At 40.0% G+C, this 16,026-nt stretch carries 15 protein-coding genes; 6 read left to right on the forward strand and 9 right to left on the reverse strand.

Features of this window, described 5'->3' with window-relative positions:
• Positions 1 to 4: 4 nt before the first annotated feature.
• The 5 genes from P20652_RS01170 to P20652_RS01150 all read right to left on the reverse strand — a co-directional run bounded on the left by P20652_RS01170 (position 5) and on the right by P20652_RS01150 (position 5,918).
• Positions 5 to 1,381, reverse strand: a complete 1,377-nt coding sequence (locus tag P20652_RS01170) for an ATP-binding protein (RefSeq protein WP_237707161.1) — start codon at positions 1,379 to 1,381, stop codon at positions 5 to 7.
• A 202-nt stretch (positions 1,382 to 1,583) separates the two neighbouring features.
• A complete protein-coding gene (locus P20652_RS01165) occupies positions 1,584 to 2,039 on the reverse strand; it encodes a hypothetical protein (RefSeq protein ID WP_237707162.1) in 456 nt (151 codons plus the stop codon).
• Between the two features lie 90 nt (positions 2,040 to 2,129).
• Positions 2,130 to 4,313, reverse strand: a complete 2,184-nt coding sequence (locus tag P20652_RS01160) for a YHYH protein (protein WP_008172573.1) — start codon at positions 4,311 to 4,313, stop codon at positions 2,130 to 2,132.
• A 231-nt stretch (positions 4,314 to 4,544) separates the two neighbouring features.
• Positions 4,545 to 5,045: a M48 family metallopeptidase gene (locus P20652_RS01155; RefSeq protein ID WP_008172574.1), complete on the reverse strand. Its 501-nt coding sequence runs from the start codon at positions 5,043 to 5,045 to the stop codon at positions 4,545 to 4,547.
• A 24-nt stretch (positions 5,046 to 5,069) separates the two neighbouring features.
• On the reverse strand, positions 5,070 to 5,918 hold the full coding sequence (locus tag P20652_RS01150; protein ID WP_033018145.1) for a DUF72 domain-containing protein: 849 nt from the start codon (positions 5,916 to 5,918) through the stop codon (positions 5,070 to 5,072).
• 249 nt (positions 5,919 to 6,167) lie between these two features.
• Here P20652_RS01150 and aspS point away from each other — a divergent pair, with 249 nt between their 5' ends.
• From aspS to P20652_RS01135, 3 genes are all read left to right on the forward strand, one after another.
• A complete protein-coding gene (gene aspS / locus P20652_RS01145; protein WP_008172577.1) occupies positions 6,168 to 7,946 on the forward strand; it encodes an aspartate--tRNA ligase in 1,779 nt (592 codons plus the stop codon).
• Between the two features lie 120 nt (positions 7,947 to 8,066).
• Positions 8,067 to 8,297 (forward strand): hypothetical protein, encoded by a 231-nt coding sequence (locus P20652_RS01140; RefSeq protein ID WP_008172579.1) that lies wholly within the window; start codon positions 8,067 to 8,069, stop codon positions 8,295 to 8,297.
• Positions 8,298 to 8,312: 15 nt separating this feature from the next.
• Entirely contained in the window at positions 8,313 to 8,909 is a 597-nt protein-coding gene (locus tag P20652_RS01135; protein WP_033018139.1) for a pentapeptide repeat-containing protein, read from the forward strand.
• 72 nt (positions 8,910 to 8,981) lie between these two features.
• Here the strand turns inward: P20652_RS01135 and P20652_RS01130 are convergent, their stop codons facing one another.
• Positions 8,982 to 9,305, reverse strand: coding sequence for a hypothetical protein (locus P20652_RS01130; RefSeq protein WP_002959968.1), 324 nt, complete (start codon positions 9,303 to 9,305; stop codon positions 8,982 to 8,984).
• Between the two features lie 128 nt (positions 9,306 to 9,433).
• On the opposite strand from P20652_RS01130, the gene P20652_RS01125 reads away from it, so the two are divergent.
• Positions 9,434 to 10,201, forward strand: a complete 768-nt coding sequence (locus tag P20652_RS01125) for an alpha/beta hydrolase (RefSeq protein ID WP_008172582.1) — start codon at positions 9,434 to 9,436, stop codon at positions 10,199 to 10,201.
• Between the two features lie 58 nt (positions 10,202 to 10,259).
• Here P20652_RS01125 and P20652_RS01120 read toward each other — a convergent pair whose 3' ends face one another.
• Positions 10,260 to 11,462: a bifunctional alpha/beta hydrolase/OsmC family protein gene (locus P20652_RS01120; RefSeq protein WP_008172583.1), complete on the reverse strand. Its 1,203-nt coding sequence runs from the start codon at positions 11,460 to 11,462 to the stop codon at positions 10,260 to 10,262.
• 575 nt (positions 11,463 to 12,037) lie between these two features.
• Here P20652_RS01120 and P20652_RS01115 point away from each other — a divergent pair.
• Both P20652_RS01115 and P20652_RS01110 read left to right on the forward strand, forming a co-directional pair.
• Positions 12,038 to 12,877 carry an isopenicillin N synthase family oxygenase gene (locus P20652_RS01115; RefSeq protein ID WP_008172584.1) on the forward strand — a complete coding sequence of 280 codons (840 nt, stop codon included), beginning with the start codon at positions 12,038 to 12,040 and terminating at the stop codon, positions 12,875 to 12,877.
• A 200-nt stretch (positions 12,878 to 13,077) separates the two neighbouring features.
• Complete coding sequence (locus tag P20652_RS01110) at positions 13,078 to 14,472, forward strand: DEAD/DEAH box helicase (RefSeq protein ID WP_008172585.1); 1,395 nt, start codon at positions 13,078 to 13,080, stop codon at positions 14,470 to 14,472.
• A gap of 131 nt (positions 14,473 to 14,603) precedes the next feature.
• Here P20652_RS01110 and P20652_RS01105 read toward each other — a convergent pair whose 3' ends face one another.
• On the reverse strand, positions 14,604 to 15,347 hold the full coding sequence (locus P20652_RS01105) for a DUF3307 domain-containing protein (protein ID WP_008172586.1): 744 nt from the start codon (positions 15,345 to 15,347) through the stop codon (positions 14,604 to 14,606).
• The gene (locus tag P20652_RS01100; RefSeq protein ID WP_008172589.1) at positions 15,347 to 15,970 is read right to left on the reverse strand and encodes a hypothetical protein; all 624 of its coding nucleotides are present in this window, start codon (positions 15,968 to 15,970) and stop codon (positions 15,347 to 15,349) included. The genes P20652_RS01105 and P20652_RS01100 overlap by 1 nt, the downstream gene beginning before the upstream one ends.
• Between the last annotated feature and the right edge of the window lie 56 nt (positions 15,971 to 16,026).

Below are 16,026 nucleotides of genomic sequence, written 5' to 3' on the forward strand. Positions count from 1 at the left end.
TATTTTAACCTAAAAGTGTCAGCGTTATTTTTACCTCTAGCCCACCGAGTGGTGAGTTGTGCAACGATATTTGACCGCCATGTGCCTCTACTATCTGTTTGCAAAGTGCAAGTCCTAAGCCCGAGCCGCCGTGCTCTCGGCTTCGAGATTTTTCAACACGATAAAAACGCTCAAACAATTTTTGTAAGTCGTTTGGTAAAACACTTGGGGCTGAGTCTTGTAAAATAAGCTCAATGTTATTAGGCGTTTTGTTGGCAAGTATTATTACTTGCCCACCTTTATGCGTGTATCTGCAGGTGTTTTCTAACAGGTTTGAAAATAATTGTATAAGGCGTTCTTTATCACCATTTATTATGCATTTACCGGCTTTGGTTAAGCTTTTGCTGTCTACATTTAATTCACGCTCTTTAAAGCGAGCGGTGTAGTTTTCAATTGATTGCTCAAAAATGTTTATTAAATCAATGCGCGCATTGTTATAGGTTAAATTAACGCTATCTGTATGTGCTAGTTGAGCTAGGTCATCAACAATGTGACTTAAATTATCTACTTGGTTTATGAGTAAACTAATGCGCTTTGTATCGGCTGTAAATACGCCATCTTGTACGGCTAGTAAATGCGAGCGTAGTACGGTAAGTGGGGTTCTTAATTCGTGGGATGTGTCTGACACCCATTGAAACCGCATTTGTTGGTTTTGCTCAAGCGTGTGGGCTAAGGCGTTAAAATTGTTGGATAGGGTACCTAGCTCATCTTTACTAGAGGAGGATATTCTGCTGGCAAAATTTCCGTTTGTTAACTCATCGGTGCCAGTTACTATTTGCTTTATTGGTTTTATTAAATGGCGAGATAACACAATAGCCATAATAAATGCGAGCGCAATAACGAGTAATGTGATCATAAAATAGTTATGAAATTGCGCTGCTAAAAAGGCTTTTGCTGGGCTACTTTGCACAAGCTTTGAAGGGACTAAACCTATCCAACCTATAACGTTATTGTTTAATAAAATAGGTTCTATATGTGGGTTGTCGTTTAAATTAGCTCTACCAACAACAACCTTTTTATTTTGATCATATAAACTTATACGCTGCCCAGTTTTAAGGGAACCTGCAGGTAAGTGTACCCACAATAAAGAGGGCGTTGCATTGCTGTTATTTGGTTTGGGTGGGGTGCTTGTGTGTTTATTCGTTTTAGGTTCGCCTGGCTTTTTTTGCGGCTCTACAATAGAGCGCCATAATTGCGTGTTTTGCGTAATGGGTTGCCAACTGTCTAATTCACTATAAAGCTCAATAAGTTGCTGCTTCACCATTGCTACATGCTTTGTTTCTTCTTGTTCAACAAAGTCGTTAAACCCTGACGAAAAGGTCATGTATATAAACACAAACATAAGTCCAACAAGGGCGATATTAGTGATAAAAAAAGCTAAAAAGAATTTATGTATTAATTTCACTGATTGGCAAATAGTAAAAATCATGTGTTAACGTACCAAGCAGTATTGCATATTGATTATGTGCCTACAATTAGCGTATTTAGGGCGTTGCTTACTAAAATCCTTTTTAAGTAAGCTTTTAGGTATGTTGATATTTGGACTAGAACTTTATTTTTGCGGTATCGCCAGCACCCAGTAACTTATATTGTGGTTTTACAAAGCTTGCGTGTACTGCACCTAAACTTTTAGGGAACGATATAGCAAGCTCATTTACTGTTGTAAATGTGTGCTTCGCTTGAAAAACAATTTCTAGGTCGTGCGCTTCGTTGTTGCTGCTGGTGGTAAAAGCGACGCGTTCAAACACGATAACTTGCTGATTTACACGTAAGCTCGTTTTTTGTTTAAGTGCATTTTTTACAAACTCTTCTCGTTGCTCTGCACTTAAGTTTGTAGGCATAAGCTTATCAATATCGCCCATAAGCCATGCTTGCTCGCTTTGCAGCGCTGAAATTAAATGCTCAGCATTAGTTAATACTTTAACCTCAACTTGCCCGTCTCTTAAAATCACTTGGGCTGTTGTGTTTTTTAATACATGGGCGCTCACTTGAGCGCTCATACTTGTTAAAATACACGCTAGCATTAGCCATTTTAATTTTTTAAAAAATACATAATTACTACCTTTTATTGAAGCGGTTGACCTTTTTGTTTATTGAGGTTGCTCAATAGTTGCTTTACAAATAAGGGTGTTGTCGGTTTCTAAGTCTTCGCCCCATATGAATTTTGCGTTTTCATCCCAGTTAATATCGTCGTAACCGTCTTTTGGTCCTACATCGGCAAAGTTGTGCTCTACTGCATTAGCCCAATTAGTATCGTCAAAGTTACTTTGCAGCCAGTTAGTTGGTGCTTCTTTTGACATAAACGTACAAACGCCTTCGCCCGCGACAGGGTTTGATTCGCTTTCGCATAATTTGTTGAGCGGCGCTTTGTGAAGTATTTCGCATTTAAAGCTTTTATTGCTTACCGCAACTACTTTATTTGTATCGGTGTCGGTAAGTTGCATAATAAAACCGCCATCACCCATTTGCTGATTTTTAGCACCGATGTATTCAAGTCCAGTGTCGTTTTGCTTAAAGTCTTTAATTATTAAATTAAGCTCAATAGGGTAGTTTGCAGAAAACGTAATACTTTCGGCATTAAATGAGCGCTCTGTGGTTATAGGCACAGAATCTTCGACAAGTAACTGCTCGCCTATGTAGGCTGTAAACCAGTTATCAGCCCATGCTTCTAGCTTTAAGTTATGCTTGCCTGTAATAGCAGGATTTGTATTTTGCTTAGTGACTGTTGGAGTAAGGTGATTTGGTTGCGGGCCTCTACAAAATGTACCTGTTTGAACCTTGCCACCATTACTGATGGTTTTTTGTTTAAAGCTATAGCAGTCTTTTCCCTGTGATGCAGGGCTGTAGGTAGTAAAGTAGTTTTCGCCTTTGTATGAATAGCTCATTGTACGGCTGCCATTTTCAGAGATTGCGTGCGTTAAGTTTTCAACGCCTCCTTGTGGCGGGCGCAGGTCGGCTCTTATACCTTGAGTATCGCCACTCAGTGGTGCCACTCTTGGTAATTTTGCTGTATCTACTTCACCTACTAAGCACTGAATAATATACGGCGGTGTAGCTGATGTTTGGTAGCGATAGCCAAATGTGTCGTCGGCTTGCCCGTTACATACATCAAGGTCACCTTTGGCAATTGCACTGCCGTCTGGGTTTTTACTGCCATACAGCGGGTAACCATCGTAAGCCCAACCAATAATGGCATCGCTTGTTTGGTTTTTCATTGTGTCAATCATACACGTTGGCGATACATGATAATGGTAGTCATCACCCCGTCCTGCGTGTCCGCCACATATATCTAACTGTCCGAGTGCTAACGTGTCGTGTTTTTCATCGTAGCTATTTACGTCCAGTTCACCTTGCGAAGAATAGTCATATATTGGTACGCCATTAACGGCAACACCTACGGCTGCATCAATTGTTGTTATTGTTTTTGCTTTTTTAGGATTTAGCTTTATAGGTGCGCCATAGTCTTTAGCTGGAACGGGTATTTGCTCGTTAGTACCTGTAATACCAGTCATTACGTCATGATCAGGGTAAGTAGATGAGGCAATATAGGCATATTGTTCATCGCACGTAACAGATACGCTTTTATCAAACCCTGCATTACTCACTGATTGTGTAATAGCATCGCAACGAGGTGATTTTACGTTAGCGGTTAAATATGATTTGTCAGGCTTTGGTTGCTCGTTTGGTGTTGGTTTTGAATTCGGTTTTTGCTCGGCGCTACTGGCGCTTCGCGAGTATTTAACCGTCATACTTGCAGTATCGAGCGTAATATCTTTTACAGCAGCGAGTAATGCTGAGCGATCTACTTTTGTATCACTATTAAATGTAACTGGTGCAGATAACGCGTACACAGTATAAGTATAGCTTTTTTCACCTGGGCCTTTAGAGCAAGGCGGCGCGTATTGGTTTAAACCGTTTACGCTATTAGAGCCTACTTCACCGAGGGTTTCGCCCGCTTTAATTTGCGTTTTATCGGCGGCAATATTGTACATGGTCCAATACCAATGCATTCCCTCTGGCGCTTTATGATCCATAATTAATGCATAATATTTGGTTGCGTTAGGTGCACCACTCCAGTTAAGTGGAGAGCTAATACTTTGTCCATCACACGTATAAGTAATAGGCAAATTACCGCCATCACTTACTTTTGAGCTCGTTAGAGTAAAATCATTGAGGTTTAATTGTTTAAGTGATTGGCTGTTTTGCTCGTTGCAGGCACTTAAGGTTACACAGCACAGTGCACTGAGTAAAATGGCATGGATATTTTTCATCATTTAAAAACTCCAAAGATTAAGAGTACATAGAAAGAATTAACTATTAAGAGTGTAGTTCTCAAATGTAGGGCAATTATGTAGTTTTAAACTTTTTTGTTTTTATTAAGGACAAGGCGTTAAGTTGTGAGCTGCTTACGTGGATAAGAGATTGGATATGATCGCTTGGGCATGGAAGGAAATATTAACTTAAGCATGGCGCTGTTTTCACTCAGCTAAATAACGCTAAAATCCTTATTTTAAATAAGGATTTTCTCCCATTGCGACTGCCACACAAAAAATCCGTAAATCTAACTCTAGCTGGCGGTAACTCGGCTCCATATGGCAGCAAAGTTGATAAAAGCCCTTGTTATGGTCTTTTTCTTTAAAGTGGGCGAGTTCGTGTACCACTAACGCTTTTAATAACGGCTCGGGAGCGCGGAGCAAGTCGCTGTTTATGGCTAAATCGTGTTTGCGGGTTTTACCTTGCATACGATACGTATGTGTACCAAGCGCGTTGGTGACCATATCGCCTTGCTTTTTAAACGCCGCACGACCAAACGGTGGTGCGTTTTTTAAATACTGTTTTTTAAGCTCAGTTGCGTAGTTATAAAGTAGTTTATCGCTGGTAATAGTGTGTGCTTGCGGATACTTTTTAAGTAAGTAGTCGCATACTTTATTGTTATTTATAAGGTTTAATACTTGCTCAACAATGTTAGCTGGGTAGCCGGTAAAGTAACGTGCGTATTCACTCATTATTATTTCTCTGTCGTTTTACTTTTAAAAAAGTGCTTGCTGGTGGGCTTCTTTTTCGCCAGTAAATGGGGTTAATGCTTTGTGATTATAACCAAGGTCCTTACAAAACTGCCTTGCTAATAAAGGTGCTTCTCGGTTATCTGCCGTATGAAAAAACACATAAGGCGTTTTTCCTTCATCAAGCCATTGTTTTACTTTGCTTAGCCACGGTTTATAAAAGGGTTTATAGTCGCTTTGTAAATCGGCAATAACAAAGCGCGCCATGGGTTGCGTGCTTGTAGCAATGGCATGTACCGGTAAATGCGGCTTTTTTTGCTGTGCATCTATTAGCGCTTCGGTTGTTGGTTTTACCGCAAATAAGGCGCGAGTATCCATCGATATGCGATTTATGTTGTTTGCCATTAATAACTGATTAAGCGCTATTTCGGCTTCACCCTTTTGAAAAAACGCAGTATGACGTACCTCTACACCGTAATTAACCTCTTTTGGTAACAGGCTAATAAATTGTGCGAGTTTGGGTAAGTCACCAGGGCCAAATGCTTTAGGTAATTGCAGCATGATTTGCCCTGTTTTTTCTAAAATAGGGGAGAACAAGTTAAGCCAATCAGTAAGCTCGGTTTGAACATTAGTTAGGTGCAGCTCGTGGCTAAAGCGACGAGTAAACTTAAACGTAAATTTGAAATCGTCGGGTACGCTGTTTGCCCAGCGCAATACGGTGCTTGGCGATGGGTCAGCGTAAAAGCTGGTATTGCCTTCAACAGAGTTAAAGTGTTGTGCGTATTGGCTAAGCATATCGGCGTTTTTACACTGGCTTGAAAATAAATTGCCTTTCCATGCGTTGCTCGACCACTGAGGGCATCCAATATATAACATATAAATGGCTGATAAATTACTTCGTGGCGCAAGTGTACCAAATACATGCGGTGGTTGCTGCAAATTAACATTACAAAGCTAAACACACGCCCTAGCATCTTGATACTACTTGGGTATAATGCAGGGCTTAATTTGATTATTTTTAGATTGCTAGCTGCTTTATTTGTATTGTGGTGACCTGTTTTTTAAATCACACGCCTTAAAACAAATAAGTTTAGCCGTTTAAGCCTTTTATCTGACAGGAAAACTATGCGCTCTATATATTGCGGACAGCTAAATAAAACTCACGTAGATCAAGAAGTTGAACTATGTGGCTGGATCAACAAACGACGTGACCTTGGTGGACTTATCTTTGTCGATTTACGCGATAGAGAAGGTTTAGTACAAGTTGTATTCGACTCTGACATTGAAGAGTTAATGAGTTCAGCTAACACACTTCGCCAAGAATTTTGTGTTCAGTTAAAAGGTATTGTTCGCGCACGCCCAGACAGCCAAGTAAATAAAGACATGGCAACAGGGGAGATCGAAATTTTAGGTAAAGAGCTTACAATTATTAACCGCTCTGAACCGCTTCCACTTGATTTTAACCAAGTAAACTCAGAAGAGCGTCGTTTAAAATACCGTTACCTAGATTTACGTCGTCTAGAAATGAGTGACCGTATTAAATTACGTGCTAAAGCAAGCAGCTTTGTTCGTCGCTTTTTAGATGAAAACGGCTTTTTAGACATCGAAACACCTGTACTTACTAAAGCAACGCCAGAAGGCGCGCGCGATTACTTAGTGCCAAGCCGCGTTCATAAAGGTAGTTTTTACGCATTACCACAGTCTCCACAGTTGTTTAAGCAATTGTTGATGATGTCGGGTTTTGACCGTTACTACCAAATTGTTAAATGTTTCCGTGATGAAGATTTACGCGCCGATCGCCAACCAGAATTTACCCAAATTGATATAGAAACCTCGTTCATGAGCTCTGATCAAGTACGTGGTATGACTGAAAAAATGATCCGCGAGATGTGGCAAACATTGTTAAACGTTGATTTAGGCGATTTTCCAATCATGCCTTATAGCGAGGCAATGAGCCTTTACGGTTCTGATAAGCCAGATTTACGTAACCCAATGAAATTGGTCGATGTTGCAGATTTAGTTAAAGACGTAGAGTTTAATGTTTTCTCTGGTCCGGCTAACGATGAAAAAGGTCGTGTTGCTGTATTAACTGTACCGGGTGGCGCTAAGCTTTCTCGTAAACAACTTGACGATTACACTAAGTTTATTGGTATTTACGGCGCTAAAGGTATGGCGTGGATGAAAGTAAACGACCACACTGCAGGCGCTGAGGGTGTTCAATCACCAGTGGCTAAGTTTTTAAGCGAAGACGTAATCACTAAATTACTTGAGCGTACTAATGCTCAGTCTGGCGATATCATTTTATTTGGTGCCGATAAGCGCAACACAGTAAACGAAGCAATGGGCGCACTGCGCGTTAAGATTGGTGTTGATTTAGAAATCACTAACCTTAATAGCTGGGCACCACTTTGGGTTGTAGACTTCCCAATGTTTGAAGAAGATGACGAAGGCACATTACATGCTGTACATCATCCATTCACTGCACCAAAAGACATTAACGCCAGTGAGCTTGAAGCAAACCCAGCAGCTGCTATCTCAGATGCCTACGATATGGTATTAAACGGCTACGAAGTGGGTGGTGGTTCGGTACGTATTCATAATGCAGATATGCAAGAAACTGCATTTAGAATTTTAGGTATTAACGAGCAAGAGCAACAAGACAAGTTTGGCTTTTTACTTGATGCACTTAAATACGGCACACCACCACATGCTGGTTTAGCATTTGGCCTTGACCGTTTAGCAATGCTTTTATGTGGTACCGATAACATTCGTGACGTTATTGCTTTCCCTAAAACAACACAAGCGTCGTGTTTATTAACCAACGCGCCAAGCAAACCTAACCTTGATTCGTTAGCTGAGCTTGCAATTAGTGTTGTAGAAAAAGCGATACCTAACGAAGAGTAATATTTGTTTAGCTTTTTTGAGCTAAATTTAAAAACCCTTAAGTTATATGCTTAAGGGTTTTTTTATGGTTAAATTTGTAGCAGAGTGTATTTTAACCAAACTGATGAAAAAGGAATTATTATGTCGATCAATGCAACCTTATTTGGTGAATTTTTAGCTTTTCTTATTGTGCTGTGTATCCCTGTTTTTGCTGTAATTAGCTACAAAATAGGTAAGCGTAAAAGTACTATGCCGGGTGCTTTAGCTTTTGTGGGTGGCTGTTTAGCGCTATTTCCACTATTTGGTTTGATTTTTATCGCTGTGCTTGCGCTCAAAAAAGATTTACCTAAAAATAATGGCTACGCTGGTTAAATTAATAGGTGAATTGTGTTGTTAAGTAATAATAACCAGTATTTTGATCAGCAATTTAATGCTTTACACTGTACACATCAGTTAATTGAAAGCTCTGAGTTTGAAGCGTGTACTTTTATCGATTGCGACTTTTCAGGCGGGCAGTTTAAACATTGTCGATTTATAGAATGCAGTTTTAAAAACTGTAATTTATCGTCACTTAAATGGAACTACAGTTCACTTGAAAATGTAAGTTTTAGCCACTGTAAATTAAATAGTCTGCAATGGACTGACGTAGATTGGCCAGCGCTTAGTATTAACGCACCGGTGAGTTTTAATTATTGCGAGCTCAGTAATAGTTCTTTTTTTGAATTAACCCTCAAAGCCCTCAAACTAACACACTGCTTTGCCAAAAATGTTGATTTTAGACATGCAGATTTAAGCGGTAGTGAATTTACAGGAACAGATTTTCGCGATAGTGAGTTTTTCCAAACTAACTTAACAAAATGTGATTTTGTAGGTGCTACAGCGTTTCATATAGATTTGAATAATAATACTTTAGCGAATGCTAAGTTTGATCGCTTCGAAGCACTTAATTTGCTTACCAGCCTTAATATAGAACTATGTGATTAATTTAGTTTAATATGATTACATATCTAGAAGCGACAGCTTGGCTGGGCTTCTAGATACTGCGTGACTGCGTAATTAACGGCTAGGGCCATTTTTATTACGTGCACTGGCAAGTTGTCTTGCTATTTCTAATAACGCTGGTGAAATATCTTCAGCGCCATCTTTAATTAGTTTTGTAACGTCACCTGATGAAAACAAACCGTCACGTGGTGATTTAATACCTAACTCACGAACAAAATCCTTCGTTTTACCTGTGCTGCCTGTTTCAATAAACTTAAAAATAATACGTTCATTGTTGTTTTTAGCAGGGGTTTTTAGTGTTTCGATTTCGTCATGTATTGCCGTTAGTTTGTCTTCTAAAATTTCTATACGTTCTTGAATGCTATTGTATGATTTCATTTATTGGATCTTTTACTAAATATATTTAAACAATGGCGACTATTATCGCATAGTTTGACAATAGAGAATGCAAACCTATAAAGTAAAATTATTTTTAATTAAAAACAATAATTTATATAAGTTTAAATATGCAAAAAACACTTAAAAAGCTTTTTATATTAAGCGCACTAGCTCTAAGTACATCAGTTATAAGCACATCAGTAATAGGCGCAACAAGCTATGCAAACGATGGCGTTATAACTGATGAAAGCCGTAATCGCACTATTCCTATCAATATCACACTACCAAGTAACAATGCTAAGTGCACTGAACAAGTAAAATGCCCTGTAGCGTTTATTAACGCAGGTTACGGGATTAGCCATAACGGGTATACGTTTGCCAGTAATGCGTTTAGTCAGCGCGGATATTTAACAATAGCCGTTGCACATGAACTAAAAACCGACCCTGACCTTAATCGTGAGCAACCTTACTTAACCACTCGCATGGAAAACTGGCACCGTGGCGTAGTGACGCTTAAGTTTTTAGTTAATGAGCTATCGAGTAAATACCCAGCGTATGATTTTACAAAGCTCGCCTTATTTGGGCACTCAAACGGCGGTGATATTTCAGCGTTATATGGCTCTATTTACCCCAATGAAGTAAGCCAAATTATTACGCTCGATCATCGCCGCATGTTGATCCCGCGCAATAAAAACATTCGCGTACTTACTCTACGCGGTAGTGATTACCCAGCTGATGCGAATGTGCTGTTAAACGATTCAGAGCTCGATAGGTTTCCTGTTACACAAACACTAATAGAAAAATCGCGTCATAACGATATGTACGATGGCGGACAAAAATGGCTGGTGGATAGAATGAGTAAAGAAGTAGGGGGATTTTTAGATAGTAAAAATTAGGTTTATAAAAGTTTAATCATAGCGCAGTGTTACCTGCGCTATATTAATTTTACGGCAGTTATTCTACCAGTTCACTAACAATAACAGGGTTATTATGTAGTGTTTTATGCACTGGGCATTTGTCGGCTATTTCGAGTAAACGCTGACGCTCTGGCTCAGTTAAGTCGCCACGTAAGGTGATTTTACGGGTAATGGCTTCAAGGTTACCTGTTTGCTCACAATCGTCGCAATCTTTGTTGTAATCGCGAGTGTGATCAAGCTCTACTTTTACATGCTCCAGTGGTAAGTTTTTACGTGTAGCGTACATACGCAGTGTCATGGCCGTACAGGCACCAAGCCCCGCTAATAAGTGATGATAAGGATCAGGACCTAAGTTTTTACCGCCTACTTTTATTGGCTCATCTGCAAGCCAAGTATGATCTTTTGTACTTACGTGCTGAGTAAATACATGGTCTTTTTCTTCAACGAGTACATTGCCACCCGTTAAACTTGCCGTGTATTTAGTTTTGTCGTACTTAACATAACGGTTTGCCCACGTTGCAATTATTTGTGCAGCGTAGTCGGCATCGTTTTTATTTGTTAAAAGATGATCGGCGTTATCTAGACTAATAAAGCTTTTAGGGTGTTTAGCTGATGCATAAATTTTTTCAGCTTCACTAATATTTACCGTCGCATCAATAGGGGAGTGCATTACTAATAATGCGCGCTTAAGTTTACTAATATGGCTTTTATCGTACTTGGCTATATCGTCAATAAATTGCTTTTTAATAGTAAATTCACGACCGGCTAGGTTTACTTTTGCTTCACCTGCTGCGTTAATTTCATCAAGGTGTGCTTTAAAATTATGCGCTACGTGCTGCGCATCTGACGGTGCACCAATGGTTGTAATAGCCGATACTTCAGGAATATGCTCCGCAGCAGCAAGAACGGCTGCCCCGCCTAAACTGTGGCCAATGAGTAGTTGTGGCGCCGCAAAATGCTCACGTAAATGATTAGCCGCAGATACTAAATCTTGAATGTTTGATGAAAAGTTACTGTTAGCAAAATCGCCATCACTATTACCTAAACCGGTAAAGTCGAAACGTAGTACCGCGATACCTTGTTGTGTTAAAGCTCGGCTAATACGTGTGGCTGCTGCAATGTCTTTACCGCAGGTAAAGCAGTGTGCAAATAGCGCGTAAAACTTAACGTCACCAGAGGGAAGTTCAAGTTGGCCGGCAAGTTCTAAATCGCCGCTTTTAAAAGATACTTTTTGTCGCATGGGGAACCTTATTTACACAAATAAAATACATTAGGGCGTGTTGACCGTTGTAGATTGAAATTTGTTCAATCTAGGGGCGATTTAATCGCGGCGCGAGGTTTGTAACCTAGTGGGCTAAGTAAAAACCGAGCAAAGCTTCCGCGTCCTGCTCACGCCCCTTACCTACATCCATGTAGGCAACAAAGAGTTAATCGTCCCTAGAAAGAACCCAAAGGGTAGCGCATGTTTGGCATTTATGCTGCGTTATCGCCTATTTATGGGGAACAACCACACATCATAGGCTCTGCCTTGCTTAAACACCAAACAGTCTGCTGCAAATTCACCCACCAAAGGTCAGCACGCCCTAGTAGACCAGATATAAGTACTAAACCTTGCAAATTCAACGTTTTTTTATAAGTTGATCTTGATCAAGCCAAGTGGCGGTGACTATGCTTTGCGGACATATGTCCTTATATTTTTGAGGTCATTTGTCTATCCTCGCATAGCGCTATAATGAAGGCTTTGCTACTTTATATAAGTAATTTAGCACTATTAAAAGCAACTCACTTCACACAACCTATTCACTGGAACGTACAATGCAATTACCTACTGTTGATTATAAAGCTCCCGATGCGGCTGCACAATTTGTTGAATCGTTAAGAAATACTGGATTTGGCGTTTTAAAAAACCACCCAATCCCACAGTCTTTAGTTGAGTCTATTTACAAAAATTGGCAAGACTTTTTTAACTCAGAGCAAAAGCACGATTTTTTATTCTCTAAAGAAACTCAAGACGGTTACTTTCCGCCTTCAGTATCAGAAGTGGCGAAAGGCTTTACAATAAAAGACATTAAAGAGTACTTTCATGTTTACCCTAAAGGTCGCGTTCCTGCCCAGCTTGAAGCTGATGTACGTGAATACTACCGTTTAGCAAGTGAATTTGCTGGCACATTATTAAGCTGGGTTCAGGCTGAAGCACCAGCTGATGTGCGTGCTAAGTTTTCGATTGATTTAAAAGACATGATTGCCGATTCTGAGCAAACATTGTTACGTATCCTACATTACCCACCAATGACGGGTGATGAAGAGCCTGGTGCTATTCGCGCAGCAGCCCATGGCGATATTAATTTATTGACTGTATTACCAGCTTCTAATGAGCCTGGTTTACAAGTTCAAAAAACAGATGGCGGTTGGTTAGACGTGCCATGTGATTTTGGCAGCTTAATTATTAATATCGGCGACATGCTACAAGAAGCGTCGGGCGGGTATTTCCCATCGACAATTCACCGTGTAATTAACCCAACGGGTAAAGCATCTACTAAATCGCGTATTTCACTACCGTTATTTTTACACCCGCATCCAGATGTTGTGCTTTCAGAGCGCTACACGGCAGATAGCTACTTGCAAGAACGTTTGCGTGAGTTAGGTGTTAAGTAACTCTAATACTTAGAGTAATTAAGTATAAACAAAAAACGGCTTATGGCCGTTTTTTGCATTTTTAAGCAACTTGATCACAGGTTTAATTTTAATAAACTATGCTCAATTGCCTGCAACGTAAATAATGGCATGCATTCTTAGCTACTACAGGTATAATGCGCGCAACTGGCTAATGTAGCCTTATTTAAAAGAGAGTTTATATGAGTTTTGAAGGTTTAGGTTTATCACAGTCTTTGGTTAATGCGGTTTTAGAAAAGGGCTATGAAACGCCAACGCCGATTCAGGCTCAAGCAATTCCTGCAATTATTGAACGCCGTGATGTTATGGCAGCAGCGCAAACAGGTACAGGTAAAACAGCGGGTTTTACATTACCACTTATTGAGCGTTTGTCGTCAGGCCCTAAAGCTAAAAGTAACCACGTACGTGCACTTATTTTAACGCCTACACGTGAACTTGCTTTACAAGTAAGTGAAAACGTTGAAGAGTACGCTAAGCATTCGGATGTGAGCTCGTTTGTAGTTTACGGTGGCGTTAAAATTAACCCACAAATGCAGCGTCTTCGTAAAGGTGTTGATATTTTAGTAGCAACGCCGGGTCGTTTAATCGACTTACATAATCAAAATGCAGTTAAATTTGATAGCGTTGAAGTGCTTGTACTCGATGAAGCTGACCGCATGTTAGACATGGGCTTTATTCACGACATTAAACGCTTAATTGCTAAAATGCCTGCTAAACGTCAAAACTTGATGTTTTCGGCTACATTTTCAGATGAAATTCGTGCACTAGCAAAAGGGTTAATTAATGACCCAGTTGAAATTTCAGTTGCTGCAAAAAATACTACAGCGAAAAGTGTTACTCAGTGCGTTTACGCGGTAGATAAAACACGTAAAACAGCATTGCTAAGCCACTTGATTCGCACTAACGATTGGCAACAAGTATTAGTGTTTAGCCGTACAAAGCACGGTGCTAACCGCTTAGTTAAACAACTAGAGCGCGATGACATTGTAGGCGCGGCTATTCATGGTAATAAATCACAAGGCGCCCGCGTTAAAGCGCTTGATGGTTTTAAAAGTGGTGAAGTACGCGTACTAGTAGCAACAGACATTGTTGCACGTGGTTTGGACATTGTTGAATTACCGCATGTTGTTAACTACGACTTACCAAACGTATATGAAGATTATGTTCATCGTATTGGCCGTACAGGCCGTGCTGGTGCATCGGGTCATGCGATTTCGTTTGTAACAACAGAAGATGCTGTTGATTTATACGGTATTGAACGCTTTATTGGTGAGCTTATTCCACGTGCTGAGGAAGACGGTTTTGAGCCTATTAACCCAGTAGCTGAACGCGCATTAGATGCTCGCCCTCTACCGGCTAAAAAGCCTAAGAAAAAGCAGCCTTTTAATAAGCCTAAATCTGATAGCAGCAAGCCTAACAGTAAAAAGCCGAACAATGGTGGTAATGGTACCGGCCCACGCCGTGGTGGTTCTAAAAAGCCAGCTGCTAAAACAGATGACAGCGCGCAAAACCCATGGGCAAAGCGTGAATCTGTGGGCGGTAATGGCCAACGCCGTCGTCGCACAAATAACGATTAATCATTATTAACGATTAATAATTGTATTGGCGTTTAATTAATTTAGAATTTAGTTAAAGGCTGATACAAAAAACGCGCTCTCTTCTTTGAATAAATAGAAGCAGCGCGTTTTTTATTGCCTATAATTTGTCATTAGCTGATTAAATAGTTAATACCTAAACCTACAAATAAAGTCACACTTACGCTAAGTAATGTGCCGAGCATGACGTACTCGGTAAGTTTTTTATCTTTACTTGCACTTAAATCGCCAAACCTAAATACCGACTTTGCCGCAAGTAAAAAGCCAAGCCCTGCAAATTGGTCAAGCAATATAAAGCTCAGCATAAGTACGCGCTCAAGCATGCCAATGCTTTGTCCTGCAAGTGGTAAGCTACCAGTACTTGAAAAGTTACTTGTTAAACGCTCTAACATCATTCTTATAAATACGGCGCTGGGACTTAAAATAATTAAATAACCGCATACCACCCACAGTATTTTGGGATCAGTGAGCATATTATTAATTGCTGCCATAAAGCTGCTGTTATCAGTTAGCCAAATACTGAGCGCAATAATAACGAGTATGTGCGCTATTTGATCAAGTAAAAAAGGCACCACGCCTTTATTAGAATACGATTTAGCTATATCAATAAAGTAATGGCTCAACATAATGCTCGCCGTGGCAATTAAAACACTGCTTAGTTGCTGCCACCCGAATGTGTATTCCCACACGGTAATAATGAGTGCACTTGTTACACCATGCACGAGTACATGAAAATAAAGCTTACTGGCTTTAAAGTGACGGGTATTTCTGTCGTTTACCCAACTCATAGGTTGCCAGTAAAAATCAGCGAGTAAGTGGCCAATAATAAGCGCGACCAGTAAAAGTGAAAACGCCATTATTCACCTCCTTTAATTATATTTTTTATAACGTGTTGTGTGTGCGCAATAAAGCGCTCTATAAGTTGGTAGTGCGCTAAATTTAGTAGTTTGGTTACATTTTCGCGACTTGTTTTAAGTTCTTTAGCCAGTGCCGCGTGGCTGTTGTCTGATGATGTTAAATAGACATACAGGGCATTTGCTTGTTTTTGTGTGATTTTAGTGAGCAATACGTCGGCAAAGGCTAAATTAAGATTTAAGCTTTCATCGAGCTGCTGCTCGTTAATATTAAAAACAAAGCGTTGATTGCCTATTTTATCAAGGCCTTGCCCCGAAAGAGTAAAAGCAGAACCGGTTGCTGTTTTTATATCGCTGCGTGGGTTATCTATTTGCCCAAGTGCCAAGCTTTGTCGTAGTTCATAACCTGACGATTTAAGGTGTAAATATACAAGTATGGCATTTTTAAAAAGGAGCTCAGGATTATTAACTTGTAACTGAAAGGCATCGCCTCGGTATATATTCCAAAGGGTTTGCTCACCCGAAATGTTTCGCAAACTTTGCTCTAGTTGGTAAAGCATGGCATCGTATTGCTGCTTAGGGATTGTTTGCGATTTAATAATATCGCCGCTGATCACACCAATCATAAAAATCTCAAAATGGTTACTTTTTAATATGTAACCAATATTGGTTACATAGGGGT

The organism is Pseudoalteromonas sp. BSi20652, assembly GCF_000239855.1.
Taxonomy (GTDB): domain Bacteria; phylum Pseudomonadota; class Gammaproteobacteria; order Enterobacterales; family Alteromonadaceae; genus Pseudoalteromonas.

Coding starts and splice junctions, on each gene's coding strand:
- P20652_RS01170 (WP_237707161.1), bottom strand. CDS start 1,381: ATGTTTGTGTTTATATACATGACCTTTTCGTCAGGGTTTAACGACTTT.
- P20652_RS01165 (WP_237707162.1), bottom strand. CDS start 2,039: ATGAGCGCTCAAGTGAGCGCCCATGTATTAAAAAACACAACAGCCCAA.
- P20652_RS01160 (WP_008172573.1), bottom strand. CDS start 4,313: ATGATGAAAAATATCCATGCCATTTTACTCAGTGCACTGTGCTGTGTA.
- P20652_RS01155 (WP_008172574.1), bottom strand. CDS start 5,045: ATGAGTGAATACGCACGTTACTTTACCGGCTACCCAGCTAACATTGTT.
- P20652_RS01150 (WP_033018145.1), bottom strand. CDS start 5,918: ATGTTATATATTGGATGCCCTCAGTGGTCGAGCAACGCATGGAAAGGC.
- aspS (WP_008172577.1), top strand. CDS start 6,168: ATGCGCTCTATATATTGCGGACAGCTAAATAAAACTCACGTAGATCAA.
- P20652_RS01140 (WP_008172579.1), top strand. CDS start 8,067: ATGTCGATCAATGCAACCTTATTTGGTGAATTTTTAGCTTTTCTTATT.
- P20652_RS01130 (WP_002959968.1), bottom strand. CDS start 9,305: ATGAAATCATACAATAGCATTCAAGAACGTATAGAAATTTTAGAAGAC.
- P20652_RS01125 (WP_008172582.1), top strand. CDS start 9,434: ATGCAAAAAACACTTAAAAAGCTTTTTATATTAAGCGCACTAGCTCTA.
- P20652_RS01120 (WP_008172583.1), bottom strand. CDS start 11,462: ATGCGACAAAAAGTATCTTTTAAAAGCGGCGATTTAGAACTTGCCGGC.
- P20652_RS01115 (WP_008172584.1), top strand. CDS start 12,038: ATGCAATTACCTACTGTTGATTATAAAGCTCCCGATGCGGCTGCACAA.
- P20652_RS01110 (WP_008172585.1), top strand. CDS start 13,078: ATGAGTTTTGAAGGTTTAGGTTTATCACAGTCTTTGGTTAATGCGGTT.
- P20652_RS01105 (WP_008172586.1), bottom strand. CDS start 15,347: ATGGCGTTTTCACTTTTACTGGTCGCGCTTATTATTGGCCACTTACTC.
- P20652_RS01100 (WP_008172589.1), bottom strand. CDS start 15,970: ATGATTGGTGTGATCAGCGGCGATATTATTAAATCGCAAACAATCCCT.